This window comes from Cyclobacterium salsum (assembly GCF_010119245.1).
Taxonomy (GTDB): domain Bacteria; phylum Bacteroidota; class Bacteroidia; order Cytophagales; family Cyclobacteriaceae; genus Cyclobacterium; species Cyclobacterium salsum.
This window is the reverse complement of record NZ_WNKG01000013.1, coordinates 87565-102120: the sequence shown is the minus strand read 5'-3', so window position 1 is coordinate 102120 and position 14556 is coordinate 87565. Positions and strand designations below refer to the sequence as shown.

Annotated in this window: 11 protein-coding genes; 8 read left to right on the top strand and 3 right to left on the bottom strand. The window is 42.5% G+C overall.

Annotation, left to right across the window (positions count from 1 at the left end):
* Nucleotides 1-4: 4 nt before the first annotated feature.
* The 3 genes from sufB to GJS45_RS20355 form a co-directional block, all read right to left on the bottom strand.
* On the bottom strand, nt 5-1450 hold the full coding sequence (sufB, locus tag GJS45_RS20365) for a Fe-S cluster assembly protein SufB (RefSeq protein ID WP_162343711.1): 1446 nt from the start codon (nt 1448-1450) through the stop codon (nt 5-7).
* 253 nt (nt 1451-1703) lie between these two features.
* The gene (locus GJS45_RS20360; RefSeq protein ID WP_162343710.1) at nt 1704-2177 is read right to left on the bottom strand and encodes an Lrp/AsnC ligand binding domain-containing protein; all 474 of its coding nucleotides are present in this window, start codon (nt 2175-2177) and stop codon (nt 1704-1706) included.
* A 140-nt stretch (nt 2178-2317) separates the two neighbouring features.
* Nucleotides 2318-3346: a LacI family DNA-binding transcriptional regulator gene (locus GJS45_RS20355; protein ID WP_162343709.1), complete on the bottom strand. Its 1029-nt coding sequence runs from the start codon at nt 3344-3346 to the stop codon at nt 2318-2320.
* 360 nt (nt 3347-3706) lie between these two features.
* On the opposite strand from GJS45_RS20355, the gene GJS45_RS20350 reads away from it, so the two are divergent.
* From GJS45_RS20350 to GJS45_RS20315, 8 genes are all read left to right on the top strand, one after another.
* Entirely contained in the window at nt 3707-4957 is a 1251-nt protein-coding gene (locus GJS45_RS20350) for a DUF6807 domain-containing protein (protein ID WP_162343708.1), read from the top strand.
* A gap of 164 nt (nt 4958-5121) precedes the next feature.
* Entirely contained in the window at nt 5122-6543 is a 1422-nt protein-coding gene (locus GJS45_RS20345) for a Gfo/Idh/MocA family protein (RefSeq protein ID WP_162343707.1), read from the top strand.
* Between the two features lie 33 nt (nt 6544-6576).
* Nucleotides 6577-7737, top strand: coding sequence for a mannonate dehydratase (gene uxuA / locus GJS45_RS20340; RefSeq protein WP_162343706.1), 1161 nt, complete (start codon nt 6577-6579; stop codon nt 7735-7737).
* Nucleotides 7738-7769: 32 nt separating this feature from the next.
* Entirely contained in the window at nt 7770-8603 is an 834-nt protein-coding gene (locus GJS45_RS20335; protein ID WP_162343705.1) for a glycerophosphodiester phosphodiesterase, read from the top strand.
* Nucleotides 8604-8961: 358 nt separating this feature from the next.
* On the top strand, nt 8962-9183 hold the full coding sequence (locus GJS45_RS20330) for a hypothetical protein (RefSeq protein WP_162343704.1): 222 nt from the start codon (nt 8962-8964) through the stop codon (nt 9181-9183).
* A gap of 148 nt (nt 9184-9331) precedes the next feature.
* Nucleotides 9332-9919: an RNA polymerase sigma-70 factor gene (locus tag GJS45_RS20325; protein ID WP_162343768.1), complete on the top strand. Its 588-nt coding sequence runs from the start codon at nt 9332-9334 to the stop codon at nt 9917-9919.
* Between the two features lie 150 nt (nt 9920-10069).
* Nucleotides 10070-11041, top strand: coding sequence for a FecR family protein (locus GJS45_RS20320; RefSeq protein ID WP_162343703.1), 972 nt, complete (start codon nt 10070-10072; stop codon nt 11039-11041).
* 128 nt (nt 11042-11169) lie between these two features.
* Complete coding sequence (locus tag GJS45_RS20315) at nt 11170-14547, top strand: SusC/RagA family TonB-linked outer membrane protein (RefSeq protein WP_162343702.1); 3378 nt, start codon at nt 11170-11172, stop codon at nt 14545-14547.
* The last annotated feature ends 9 nt before the right edge of the window (nt 14548-14556 follow it).

Below are 14556 nucleotides of genomic sequence, written 5' to 3'. Positions count from 1 at the left end.
AGTTTTATCCTACGCTTCCTTCTAGTGTCAAAGCAAGTAATTTCTGTGCTTCTACAGCAAATTCCATAGGCAATTGGTTCAAAACTTCCTTTGCATACCCATTAACAATTAATGCTACGGCATCTTCGGAGCTGATGCCACGTTGGTTACAGTAAAATATCTGGTCTTCTCCAATCTTTGAAGTCGTGGCCTCGTGTTCTACTTTAGCACTCGAATTGTGAATGTCTATATAAGGAAAAGTATGGGCACCACATCTGTCCCCCATCAATAGCGAATCGCATTGGGAAAAGTTCCTGGCATCGGTAGCTCGCTTCATTACCTGAACCTGCCCCCGATAGGAATTTTGTGATTTTCCGGCAGAAATGCCTTTGGAGACAATCCTGGAGCGGGTATTTTTTCCAATGTGGATCATTTTGGTCCCCGTATCTGCCTGTTGGTAGTTATTGGTCACTGCAACTGAATAGAACTCACCAATTGAATGATCACCTTTTAAAATACAGGAAGGATACTTCCAGGTAACAGCAGATCCGGTTTCTACCTGGGTCCAGGATATTTTTGAGTGGTTACCAGCACAAATACCTCTTTTGGTGACAAAATTATAAATTCCACCCTTGCCGTTTTTATCTCCCGGGAACCAATTTTGTACCGTGGAATACTTGACTTCAGCGTTCTCCGCTGCATAAATTTCTACCACAGCAGCATGTAATTGATTTTCATCTCGCTGCGGAGCTGTACAGCCTTCCAAGTAAGAGACATACGATTTATCCTCTGCGATAATCAGCGTACGCTCAAATTGTCCTGTATTTGCCGCATTAATCCGGAAATAAGTGGACAACTCCATGGGACATCGCACTCCTTTTGGAATGTAGCAAAAAGATCCATCTGAGAAAACCGCAGAATTCAAGGCAGCGAAATAATTATCTGTAGAAGGAACCACTGATCCCAGGTACTTCTTCACTAAGTCTGGGTGTTCCTTTACCGCCTCGCTAAACGAACAGAAGACAACCCCTAATTTAGATAAGGTATCCTTAAAGGTAGTGCCAACAGAAACCGAATCCAATACGGCATCCACGGCGATTCCCTGTAGTCTTTTCTGCTCATTCAGGGAAATTCCCAACCGATCATAGATCTTAAGCAACTCCGGATCGACCTCATCGATATTGCTGGGCTTCGATTTTTGTTTGGGGGCCGAATAGTATCTCAGGGCCTGATAATCGATTTTGGGGTATTTAACGTTCGGCCAGGTAGGTTCATCCATCGTTTCCCAATGCCGGAAAGCTTTTAACCTCCAATCCAATAACCATTTAGGTTCTTCTTTTTTGGAAGAAATCCACCGAATGGTGTCTTCAGTCAAACCGATAGGAGCTTCATCTGCTTCATAATCTACCGACCAGCCGTGTTCGTATTCTTTAGAGGTGAATTCTTCTAAAATCTCATTGTCCTTGCTCATAAAAAGAGTTATTTAGACTAATTATATTTTGATGCACAAATATACAACATTAATCTATTTTTTATTGTTCGGAGGAGATTCTAATTAAGTAAAAAAAATGGCAAAAATATCTCTATTTACCTGTATATCTGAATGTTAAAAATAAAAAATTCCGTTGAAAAAGAAATGAAAACTGTTAAAAAAACCATATTCTATATTGAAAAACCTTAATAGAAAATTAATTTAGATTTAATCTTAATAATTAACTAATTTGTTATTTTTTGTTTTCCAATAATTGGATGGGGCGATTGATACTTTCCTCCAAAACAATTAACGTTTCGGTGCGATCAATTCCTTCGACTTTCTGGATTTTGTTCAGCACATCCCGAAGATGGTTGGTGTCCTTACAAATGATCTTGGCAAAAATGCTGTAGTTTCCGGTGGTGTAGTAGGCGTTGATTACCTCGGCAATTTCTTTGAGTCGCTCGATTACGTTGTCATACAAGGAGCTTTTTTCCAGGTAAATGCCCAAAAATGCAGAAATATCATAGCCCAATTTCGAGAAATCAATATTCAGCGTTGCACTCTTCACAATACCCAGGTCTTCCAGTTTCCGCATACGTACGTGTACGGTTCCAGATGAAACAAACACTTTTTTTGCTATTTCCGTGTAAGGTGTTTTGGCATCCTCGTTCAGTAATGAAATGATTTTTAGGTCGATATTATCAATATCTAAAATTTTATCCATTTTCGAGTTCGTTCATTGTTGATTTCAAAATAAAGATCAGTCTTTATTATTAACTTGTCAAAGTTTTTCCCAACTTTTTTGTTTTCTCGAACGAATTCTGTAAAAATTGCGGCTTAGCCTTTTTTTAGCAGGGGTGATTTTTAAGTATGCCTTTTCGATGAATCCCGGATAATAAGTTCCGATCTCAGGGTAATGGTATTGGTTTTCTGAAGGATTTCGTGCTGCTCGTCTCCCAGGTGATTGACCAGGTTTTTCATAGCTACCTCGCCCATATGGTAACTGGGGTAGTTGATTGTACTGAGGTTGGGTTCGACCATTCGGGAAATTAGGTCGTTATTGAATCCTACAATCGCAATGTCCTGCGGAACTCGTATGCCTCGTTTTTTAAGAGCCATCAGGCAACTAGCGGCACTGGTGTCGTTGGATACCAGCAACCCATCCGGTCTGGGGGATAGATTTAGAATTTTTTTGACAATTCGCTCTCCCGAATCCTCGTCCAGTTCAATGCTGATGACGTTTTCAGCATTGAAAACAAACCCATGATCCATCAGGGCGTATTTATATCCTTTTAATCGGTCTGCATAGACGTTTATTTGAAGATTACCCACGGCGTGAATGATTCTTTTACAACCCTCTTTGATCAAATGGGCGGTTGCATCGTATATGGCTTGGGTATTGTTGATAACTACTCCGGTAGAATGATTATTCTCTGGAACCCGGTCAAAAAATAGGACAGGTATTTCTTTATTAAAGAAGGACTGGAAATGCTCAATGTTATCGGTGGTGCCCGCTTTGGATACCAATAGACCATCTACGCGACTATTATACATTATATTGGTGTTCGAAATTTCCTTTTCCAGCGATTCCATGGACTGACTGATGACCAGGTTGTATCCGGATTGACTGGCAATTTTTTCCATGCCGGCAAGTACAGAAGACTGAAAGGGGCTATTTAGTTTGGGCACAATCACACCGATGCTTTTGGACCGACGCTTCCGAAGGCTAGAGGCAAAAATATTGGACTGGTATCCCAGCAATTTGGCGGCATCCATGATTTTCTTACGGGTAGTTACATGCACTCTCGGATGATTGCTCAATGCCCTGCTCACGGTAGTAGGAGATAAACCCACGTTTTCCGCTATATCGTAAATGGTGATTTCTTTTTTCATTTAATTCTTCTTAGCCCAATTGATTGCTAATAATAAATAAAATTATAGATGGATGCAACCGATTTCAAAGCAATTATAGTTTTGAATTAACTCCATTATCGGTATTTATTTTTAGTATGAAGAATTATATTGAATGATTTGGCAATTTTAGTAATCTATTTTTTGATTTCGTAGTCATTTTTCACATGCGACTTTTTAATTGTTTGGCAAATCAATGGCATCTACCATCATTTGTTTACCTAATTGACTTGTGAAGAATGGGGGGGACCTTTTTAAATTTATATGAAATCGGTTGTATTGAAATAAATATATTAATATGTTTACGGTTATTGGAATCCGAAATAAGATAAGCTTCAATGTATGAATAAAATTAAATCACTCTTAGGTCTTTTCCTAGGTTTTTCGTTGCCAATTTCAGGGATGGCTCAAAAACTGGCTTCCGTGGAGATTGCCCTACCGGCAATTTCGAATTATGCCTATCCCGTCTCGTTGCCGTTGAATACCGTCACCCAACTACCCGATTCCGTACTTACTTTAATGGAGGTTTCCGGTGGGGAGCGCGTTGAAATTCCCTTTCAGATGGACCCGATGAAGGAACGAACCCTGCATTGGCTGGTTTCGCCTGAAACAGACAAAGGAATGACCCGTACCTACGAAATCCATCAGAAGAAGGCTAGCCAACATACCGGTAGTTTGGGCTTGAAACAAACAGAAAAAGCGTTGGTTATACGTAAAAATCAAGAAGATCTTTGGCAGTATAATTTTGGGATGGCCTATCCTCCGGAAGGGGTAGATTCGGCGTATGCCAGAAGTGGTTTTGTACACCCCATGTGGTCTCCGGATGGAAAATCACTTACCCGCATCCAACCGCCAGACCATTACCATCATTATGGCCTTTGGAATCCCTGGACAAGGGTGGAATATAAAGGTGAAACCATTGATTTCTGGAATCTGGCAGAACAACAGGGAACCGTTCGTTTCGCCAATTTTGTCACCAAAAGTGAGGGGCCTGTTTTTGCGGGGTACCGTGTTCTTCACGAACACCTGGTACTTCAAAACCGTGAAACCCCGGAAGTGGCGATGACCGAAGTTCAAGGTACACGCATTTACGCCCTGGATGAAGATGAAAGCTATTACCTGGCAGACATCAGCATACTGCTTAATCCATCCGGTAAGGACCCTGTGACCTTGAAAGAATACCGGTATGGAAGCCTGGGATGGAGAGCTACTGAAAAATGGAACCGAGATAACAGCGAAGTCATTACCTCTGAGGGCCTGAATCGAAGGGAGGCAGATGGAAGCCTGGCCAGGTGGTGTATTGTTCAGGGAGCTATTGACTCAGATTATGCTTCCGTGGTGATGATGTCTTCGCCCACTAATTACAATCACCCCGAACCCTTGCGCATTTGGCCGGAGGATATTTACGATCGGGGAGACATGTATGCCAATTTTGCCCCTACCAAAAACATGGATTGGCATTTGGAGTCAGGCAAAAATTATGTTTTAAATTACCGTTTTTTGGTTTCTTCCAAAAAAATAAGCCCCGAAGCTGCGGAGGCTGCCTGGAAACAATTTGCTAGCAGCCCAAAAATGACTATTATTAAAGAATGAATCGTAAGAAAAGGTAATATCGGCTGGATAGGCTTCCGAAAGAGACCCTCTTTTCGCAGCCGCCGATTTATGGGATAGTCCCGTAAGATTTACCGGAAGCTTACAGAAATTGCGAAATATAAATAAGAAAAAAACCAAATAGAATAACCAAAAAGCATGCTTCCATGAAAAAAGAGAACAAATCCAATCTTTCGAGAAGGAATTTTATGAAATCCAGTACCAAAGGTGCCTTGGCGGCATCTTTTGCCGTTTCTGGTTTTCCAACCATCGTACCCGCTTCGGTTTTGGGTAAAAATGCGCCCAGCAATAAGATCAACATTGGCCAGGTGGGCTTTGGTAGAATAGCCATGACCCATGATTTGCCGGAGACCATGAAAAATGACATTGCCAGGGTGGTAGCCGTGGCGGATGTGGATCGCGATCGTGCCGCACAGGGCAAAACCTGGATCGAAAAACAGTATGCCGATAAAACGGGAAGTAGCAATTATGTGGATGTAAAAGTCTTTGAAGACTATAAGGAAATGATCAACCACAAAGACGTGGATGCGGTCATTATCAGTACCCCTGACCATTGGCATGCCCAGCCTGCCATGGAGGCTGCCCTGGCAGGAAAAGATATTTACTTGCAAAAACCCACCTCCTTAACCATCGAGGAAGGAAGGATGATGAGTGATACCATTCACAGAACCGGAGCCATCTTCCAAATAGGAAGCCAGCAGCGATCCATGAACCCCTGGCCTCAGTTTAAAAGGGCCTGTGAATTGGTAAGGAACGGGCGAATTGGTAAAGTAGAAAGGATTTTAATAGGATTGCCAGGTGATCCGGCAGGTGGAAATCCGCAAGAAATGCCGGTACCGGACAACTTGAATTATGACATGTGGTTGGGATCCACTCCCTGGGTACCCTATACCCTGGACAGGGTCCATTCTCAGGATAATCTTCGTTCCAGGCCAGGATGGCTCAGGTGCGAACAATTCGGAGCGGGAATGATTACTGGCTGGGGAGCCCATCACCTGGATATCGCCCATTGGGGAATGGGCAAAGAGTATTCCGGTCCCATAGAGCTGGAAGCCTCTGCTTCCTTTCCTACCGAAGGACTTTGGACCGTTCATGGTGATTTTAAAGTAAAGGCCAAATACGATAATGATGTGATCATGGAAGTCAGCGGTGACTATCCCAATGGTGTAAGGTTTGAAGGTACAGAGGGGTGGATTTTCGTTGCCCGTGGGAATGTAGGTGTAACGGACAGTGATCCTGTACCAGGTGGAAAAGCCAGCGAGGCTTTTAAAGCCAGCGATCAGAAAATCCTTACTTCGGTAATAGGTCCTGAGGAGATTCATTTGTACGAAAGTGAAGAGCAGCATAAGAACTGGTTGGATTGCATCGTTTCCAGAGAGCAGACCATCGCACCGGTAGAGGTGGCGCACCGATCCTGTAGTGCTTGTTTGCTTTCCCATATTGCCATGAAGCTGCCAAGAAAATTGTACTGGGATCCCATCCGGGAAAAATTCAAAAATGATGATGAGGCCAATGCCATGCTGTCCCGGCCCAACAGGCATCCTTATGGAACTCAATACGTGATTTGAGCAATTAATTTTAACAGAGGATAGCAAACAAGTATGTCTTTGATTCAAAGCTGGCGCTGGTTTGGGCCGAATGATCCTGTATCCTTGCAGGATATTCGCCAGGCCGGCGCCTCTGATGTGGTATCGGCCCTGCACCATATTCCCCACGGAGAAGTCTGGCCCTTGGAGGAGATCCTGGAAAGAAAGAAAATAATTGAAGATGCTGGTCTGGTATGGACAGTAGTAGAATCCGTTCCGGTACATGAATCCATCAAAACCAAGGCAGAAGACTGCGAGCAGTACCTGGAAAATTACCGGCAAACCTTGGATCACCTCGCTCAGGCAGGAATCCGGCTGGTCTGTTATAATTTTATGCCGGTTTTGGATTGGACACGAACGGACCTTTCCCTGGACTTGGATTCTGGTGCGCGTGCCTTGTATTTTGATTGGGCAGATCTGGCCGCCTTTGACCTTTTTGTATTAAAGCGGGAAGGGGCCAAGACGGAATACCCTGCTCCCATTGTAGACCAGGCCAGTGAAAAATGGTTGGCCATGTCTGCCAAAAGAAAGCAGCAACTGGCAGATATTATTCTCATGGGAGTTCCCACCGAGAAAAGTATGACCTTGGAAGGACTTTCTAAGAGCATTTCGCTTTATCAATCTATTGGGAAGGATGGATTGCGAGAAAATTTGCTGTACTTTTTGCGGAGTATCCAAAGTATCTGCGAAAAATATGGGATGACCATGACCCTTCATCCGGATGATCCGCCTTATTCCATTTTAGGTTTACCACGGATTGCTTCCGGTCTGGAAGATTTGGTATTCATCACGGATGCCATCCGGGAGCCATTCAATGGAATCTGTCTTTGTACCGGATCTTTGGGAGCCGGGAAAGAAAATGATTTACCTGAAATTATCAGTGGTGTGGCCGAACGCATCCATTTTGTCCATCTTCGAAATGTAAAGAAAGACCAAAGAGGCAATTTCCACGAATCCGATCACCTCGATGGTGATGTGGATATGTTTGAGGTCATGAAACGATTGGTAAAAATTAATAAAAACCGGACCAAGCCCATTCCATTTCGTCCCGATCATGGGCATCAAATGCTGGACGATTTGCAGAAGGAAACCATTCCCGGTTATTCTGCCATTGGCCGGTTAAAGGGACTGGCAGAATTGAGGGGGTTGGAAATGGCTTTGGAAAAGTATCGCTAATGAAGCCCCATTACTGACTATTCCGAATTGAAATGATTCTCCATTCAAAAATAACCTTCTTCTCGGCTTTTCTTTTAGTGATATGTGCAGGTTCTTTGCTGGCACAAGGCGTTGAAATGCCAGAAAAAGGGTTTTGCGCACATAGAGGAGCCATGGCCAGCCATCCTGAAAATACCATCCCGGCTTTTCTGGAAGCCATAAGAGTAGGTGCCCATATGATCGAACTGGACGTGCAGTTTAGTAGGGACTCTGCATTGGTGCTAATGCACGATGCTACGGTGGACCGTACCTCCAATGGAAGTGGAGCGGTAGCTGCGTTGACCTTATCCGAACTCAAACGCCTGGACGCCGGGAGTTGGAAAGGCGATCAATTTTCTGGCATCCAAATCCCTTTACTGGAAGAAGTACTGGAGGTCATGCCACGGAATATCTGGCTGAACATCCATTTAAGAGGGGGGCAATCCCTGGGAAGTCGCGTTGTCCGGTTACTGGAAGAAACGGGCAGGAGTCATCAGGCATTCTTAGCGGTGCAGGAGCAGTCTCGCCTTGGTGCTCGAACCGCATCTGATTCGGTATTAATTTGCAATATGGAGAGGCTAACCGGAGGTGCGGATTATGTAGCCGCAACGGTCGAAATGGGGGCAAATTTCATTCAACTACGGGGAGAGATCTTTCCTGAATTCAAGGAATATGCCCGGATTTTACATGAAAAAGGAATCAAAGTGAATTATTTTGGTACCGACGATCCGGTTGTTTTTGAGACACTTTTTGAATTGGGAGTTGATTTTACTTTGGTGAATGACATTGCTACAGCCATGGATTGGGCAGGTGATAATGGTCTAAAACCAGTTAAACCTACCTATTGAAAATCCATTAAAAATTCAGGAGCCTTTACATTTCACTACTTCAAACTACCAATCGGTAAGATAAATGGCCTATATCTATATTCAATCAAATGATGCAACGTTGCGCCATTATGGTAGCTTTTTCTATCGAGAATGCCAAAAAGATTTACATTCTATTTACACAGATTGGTAAAATAAGCTCATTCATTCTGCTTAATTGGAGGGGTTTTTGTGATGGTATTTGTCAACAAACAGATGAAATCAAGCATGACGCAAGCGACCCACGGAGGGATGATTATAATACATGCGAAGATTCTCCCGATTTAAGATCGGGACAGGCTATGTGGCCATTAAAAATCAATTATAAACATATGAAATTATGAAACGTTTAACTAATATTTGGAAGCAGCTATTGATGGTACTTTTTTTCTCTTTGGTTCAACTTCGCTATCTGTTGGCCCAAACAGGGGAGGAATCTGGGGACGACTACCCGTTGAATCCTTCTCCGCTTCGAGTGGTATTTTATATCATCCTATCATTTATCGTGATTGCCGTGGTGTTTAAATTACTTTACAAACCCAGGAAAAAGAATCAGCCTTAAAAAACCATGGAGGTATAAAGTTACTTTAATAAGAGGGGACAAGTAAGAAACCGGCAGGGCAAATCATCTGGAGTTGAAGGGATTATTTTTTTACGTTGCCAATTTTTTGATTGGCAAAAAAATTCTAAATTGGCATTCTTTGAACAGAATGACCCGACCCAAAATAACCGATAAAGCCCTTTGCGAGGCATTGTTTCACCAAGACAAAATTGCCTTTGATACCATTTACGATAGGTATTGGAAAAGACTTTATTGTTATGCCTATAAGATTTTTGAGGACCAGGTGCTTTGTGAGGATGTGGTTCAGGAAGTATTCTTAGGTTTATGGGAGAGAGCCCAAAAGAAAAAGATCAATCATCTGGAGGCTTATCTTTTTAGAGCAGTTAAATTCCAGGTCTTGAATCTGGTCAGGAATATAAAACAAACCACAGATCTGGAAAGTATCTTTTCTCACCTTCCCGAACAGCTGGAGGCGGATCATTTGTTGGAATATGAGGAAGTGGATACTATTTTGAAAAAGACTGTCCATGCCCTTCCGGAAAAGTGCAAAGAAGTATTTCAGTTGAGCCGGGAAGCCGACATGTCCAACCAGGAAATTGCCTTGAAAATGAATATATCTGTCCGGACGGTAGAGGCCCATCTGTATAAAGCATTGAAATCTATCAAAAAAAATCTTAACCAAATTTATTTTTGGACTTTTCCACTGGCAGGTAATATAACTTACTTTTTATTTTGAAATACACATTTTTTATAATTTTTTATTTTATTAATCTACGCAATTATCGGCTCAAAAATTGGCTTAATCCCTGCTTTACGATTTTTTTTTCTACTGGTTCGTAAGTATTTCAGTAGGCTAAGGGTACTATCCTTATAGATGGTAAATGACATGAAGAAAAAAGAATTCCTGAACCTGCTTCAGAAAAGAGGTAGGGGAGAGCTGAATAAAATAGAAGAGGCCAAACTGCTGCGTATTTTGGACTTGCTTCAGCGAAGGGAATTGGATTGGGAAATGGACAGCCGGGAGCAGGAGGAAATTAAAGACAAGATGAAGGCAAAAATTGATTCAAACCTCCAATCAAAACCCATTTCCAGGCCTTCCTATTATGGGATGATGAAATGGGCTGCCTCCTTTTTAGTATTGATTGGTCTTGCTTATCTGGGGTATCAGGTCCAGCAATTAACCCCAACCGTCGTTTGGGAGGAAAGAATTACCAACGAGCGGCAGAAAGCAGCCATTACCCTACCGGATGGGAGTATTGCATTTTTAAACACCAATACCAGGCTGAGGTTCCCCAAGGAATTTGTGGATGGAAAAAGGGAAGTTGAATTGGACGGAGAAGCTTTTTTTGAGGTGGTTAAAGAGGAGGGGGCAACTTTTGAAGTGAATAGTCAGGGAGTAAAGACGGTAGTTTTGGGAACGGCATTTAATGTCAGGGCACACCAGGAATCGCCTGTAAAAGTGGCCGTACAAAGCGGAAAAGTAGCTGTTTTTCACCAAACTTCCACATTCGACACTAGTGGTGTGGAGTTGCAGCCCAGGCAAATGGCCACGGCCATTCCCGGTGCTGAGGGCTTTGAGATAGCGGAAATGGATTCGGATTCTTTTCTGGATTGGAAAGCAGGTTCCGTTTTCTTCGATATGGACCCCTTTGATGAAGTGATTCAGCGGCTAGGGTCCATCTACAATTACAGGATTGAATTAGTGGGGGAGGGAATGGATCAATGCCAGATCAAAGCGACCTATGCCAATGGGAACTTGTTTGCGGTATTATATGGCCTGAAAAACCTGGTCGCATTTGACGTGGAGAATACCGGTGAGAGGGCACTGAAAATAACCTATAAAAAATGTAACCTATAAAAATTAACAGCCTATGCGATAAGTTCAAAATGTAACCTTTAATCAACAAAAAGATCCGGAACTGCTGCAACAGTCCCGGATCAGGATCGGTGGAAAACCACCTTGTTTAACAATAAACATTTAAAATTATGAAAAATAATTTACTAAGGCTAATTGTGCTTTATTCAAAACAAACCCTAAAGTACTTTTTGCTTCAATTGCTTGTCATACAGGTGATTATGGCAGAGCCAGGCTCTAGTCAGAGCATGGAAGATTATCAGGTACAGTTACAAGCCAAGAATCAGAAGCTGGTAACGGTGTTGGCAGCATTAGAGCAGCAGACGGATTTTGTCTTTGCCTATAACCAGGAAGTAGCCAAAGACAAAACGAAAATTTCCCTCCATTTATCCACGGATCTTAAAACCATGCTTAAAAAGATCACGGAGCAGGTGGATTACGATTTCAAGCGGGTAAATGAGCAGATTTATGTGGTAAGGAGTGAGGTAGTTTACCTTTCAAAAGGAGAAACGGTTCCGTTAGACGAGGACCGGAGCTGGTTGGACATAGAAATAACCGGGACCGTAACAGATGAAAACGGAGAGCCTATTCCTGGGGCTACAGTTTCAATTCCTGGCACTTCGGTAGGAACGGTTACGGATATTGATGGGAATTATAGTTTAAATGTTCCGGATGGGGCTACTCTAGTATATTCATTCATTGGTTATGAATCAAAAGAGATTGAAATTGGAGATCGAAGCGTAATAAATGTAAGTTTAAAAGAGGATGTATCCTCATTGGATGAAGTAGTAGTTTTGGGTTATGGGTCTGTTCAAAAATCTGATTTGACAGGGTCCGTTTCTAAAATTGATGCCAAAGAACTATCAAATTTACCAGCTCCCAGGGTCGATCAATTACTTCAGGGGAGAGCTGCGGGAGTCAACGTAACTTCAGTAAGTGGTAGCCCCGGTGCAAGGGCGTCCATCAGGATCAGGGGAGGAAATTCTGTACAGGGAGATAATGAACCCCTTTATGTTATAGATGGATTTATTGCGGGAACCAATTTTAATCTGAACAATATCAATGTCAACGATATCGAATCCATTGATATTTTGAAGGACGGATCAGCAATATCCTTGTATGGAACACGGGGAGCCAACGGAGTAATTCTAATTTCTACAAAAAGTGGTAAAGGGGTTTCTGGAGGAAAACCCTCCGTATCACTGAATGCTTATACAGGATTTCAAAACCTTGCGAGGAAAATTGATTTTTTAGACGGCCCCGAACGTGCGGCGTATGGATTTGAATACGCAGAATTCAGTGGAGAAGCCAATCCTTTTGTAGATGAAAGTTTGATTGGAAATACCGATTGGCAGGAGCAAATTACCAGAACTGCTCCAATTAACAATCTGGATTTATCAGTAAGAGGGAATTCAGATAGGGTTAATTATTTTATTTCTGGAAATTATATGAACCAAAGGGGTATTATCCGGGAATCAGGGATTGAAAGATATAGCTTTAGGGCAAACTTAGATTTTAAATTAACCGAGAATCTTACTTTAGGGACAAGGATCAATACGTCATTTGTAAAAAACGATAATGACTTAGTCAGTTTGTGGCAAGCAAGGAGAGCCCTGACCACTTTTCCGGTATTTCAGGAAGATGGATCGCTTTGGGACGAAGACTATGTTCAGGGAGGTCCTTTCGATAATCCAGAAGCTTTATTACGAATGCAGACCAATAAAAGCATGGTCAATAATTTATTGGGCAATTTTTATATTGAATATAAACCAATTGAGTCGATTACCATTCGATCTACGATAGGGCCTCAATTAAATTGGCGGAAGCAGAATGTTTTTCAATCTGGAAGTTTGCCATCCAGAGCTGCTGCACAAAGAGGAGGATTTGGAAGGATTACTAATAGCTTCAACAATCAGATATTACAAGAAAACACCATTACTTTTGACAAAGAATTGGCTCCAAACCATAAGATTAATATTCTCGGAGGGTTTACCTGGCAAACTTCCCGCACAGAAGGGTTCACGGCACAAACAGATGGATTACCAAATGATGGTGTCTCCTTTGATGTATTGCAGTTAGGGAATCCAGAAACCTTTAGGCTCACCTCAAGTTTCAATGATCCGTTCCAGATAGTTTCCTGGATAGGAAGGACCAATTATTCCATTTCTGACAAGTATCTTTTTACCCTGGCAGGAAGAGTGGATGGCTCATCGAGATTTTCCGGAGCGAATAATCAATATGCCTTCTTCCCCTCAGGAGCCTTTGCATGGAGAATTGGAGATGAAGAATTTATCCGGGACCTAAACGTTTTCGACGAACTGAAATTACGGACAAGTTTTGGTAGGTCTGGAAGTCAGGCCATAGACTCTTACAGCACTTTGGCCGTGTTAAATCCTGGTACCGTAATATTTAATGGAAATCAGGGGATTGGCGTAAGACGAGACAGGCCTGCCAATCCGGATCTTAGGTGGGAGACTACCTCTCAATTCGATATCGGTTTGGAGGCTGGTTTTTTTGATAACCGATTAAGCGTTGAACTCGATTATTATTATAAAAAGACTGAAGACCTACTTTTAAATAGGGAAATCCCCAGACAAACCGGTTTTAGCCAAAGGCTGGAAAACATTGGTTCTCTGCAAAATCAGGGTATTGAGTTGATGATAAGGTCCGTGAACATTGATAGAAATGACTTTAGATGGTCCTCCAGCCTTACCTTATCCGGAAATAGAAGCCGGGTGTTGGATCTGGGAGGTGTAAATGAGATCAATATCCATTTTCTTGACCAAGGGGGACAGGCCGCCAAACTGGTAGTCGGAGAACCAGTTGGGGTTTTCACTGGACTAGAATACTTGGGAACTTGGCAAAGCCAGGAAGAGCTGGATCAATTTAGGTATAGTGGCCTTCGTGCGGTGGTCGGTGGACCGAGATTCAAGGACACGAACGGAGATGGAATGATCAGTTTTAACGATGATTTTGAGATCATTGGAAATCCTGAGCCAATATTCTTTGGGGGAATCAATAACAGCATACAATGGAAGAATTTCTCCTTGGATATTTTCCTTCAGGGTACATTCGGAAATGATGTTTATAATGAATTCGCCCAAAGGGGCTTTTTTGGTAGAAGTGACCAAAACATTTACGGTGTGGCGAGAGATCGTTGGACGGAATCCGATCCACACCCCTATATCCCGAGAGCAGGTGGTACTGTTAGTATTTCCGATATTCCGTCCAATAGCGAATTGGTAGAAGATGGTTCACATCTCCGGTTGAGAAATGTCATGCTAAATTACAATGTACCCTTACGAAATAATAAGTTGTTTAACAGCTTTAGTGTGTATGCAAGTGGTGCAAATCTTCTTCTGATTTCCAATTTTAGGGGATACGATCCGGAAGCGACCCGCATTGGACCGCAATCAGGAAATACCTACGGCAGTGTGGTTCGGGGAATCATTCGTGCAGAATACCCGAACGCTAGAACCGTAACTTTGGGAATAAATGCCAACTTTTAAACCTACACA

Bases quoted from the DNA above. Each gene is read 5' to 3' on its own strand.
- GJS45_RS20335 (WP_162343705.1), top strand. From the start codon at position 7,770: ATGATTCTCCATTCAAAAATAACCTTCTTCTCGGCTTTTCTTTTAGTG.
- GJS45_RS20320 (WP_162343703.1), top strand. From the start codon at position 10,070: ATGAAGAAAAAAGAATTCCTGAACCTGCTTCAGAAAAGAGGTAGGGGA.
- uxuA (WP_162343706.1), top strand. From the start codon at position 6,577: ATGTCTTTGATTCAAAGCTGGCGCTGGTTTGGGCCGAATGATCCTGTA.
- sufB (WP_162343711.1), bottom strand. From the start codon at position 1,450: ATGAGCAAGGACAATGAGATTTTAGAAGAATTCACCTCTAAAGAATAC.
- GJS45_RS20315 (WP_162343702.1), top strand. From the start codon at position 11,170: ATGAAAAATAATTTACTAAGGCTAATTGTGCTTTATTCAAAACAAACC.
- GJS45_RS20330 (WP_162343704.1), top strand. From the start codon at position 8,962: ATGAAACGTTTAACTAATATTTGGAAGCAGCTATTGATGGTACTTTTT.
- GJS45_RS20350 (WP_162343708.1), top strand. From the start codon at position 3,707: ATGAATAAAATTAAATCACTCTTAGGTCTTTTCCTAGGTTTTTCGTTG.
- GJS45_RS20355 (WP_162343709.1), bottom strand. From the start codon at position 3,346: ATGAAAAAAGAAATCACCATTTACGATATAGCGGAAAACGTGGGTTTA.
- GJS45_RS20360 (WP_162343710.1), bottom strand. From the start codon at position 2,177: ATGGATAAAATTTTAGATATTGATAATATCGACCTAAAAATCATTTCA.
- GJS45_RS20345 (WP_162343707.1), top strand. From the start codon at position 5,122: ATGAAAAAAGAGAACAAATCCAATCTTTCGAGAAGGAATTTTATGAAA.
- GJS45_RS20325 (WP_162343768.1), top strand. From the start codon at position 9,332: ATGACCCGACCCAAAATAACCGATAAAGCCCTTTGCGAGGCATTGTTT.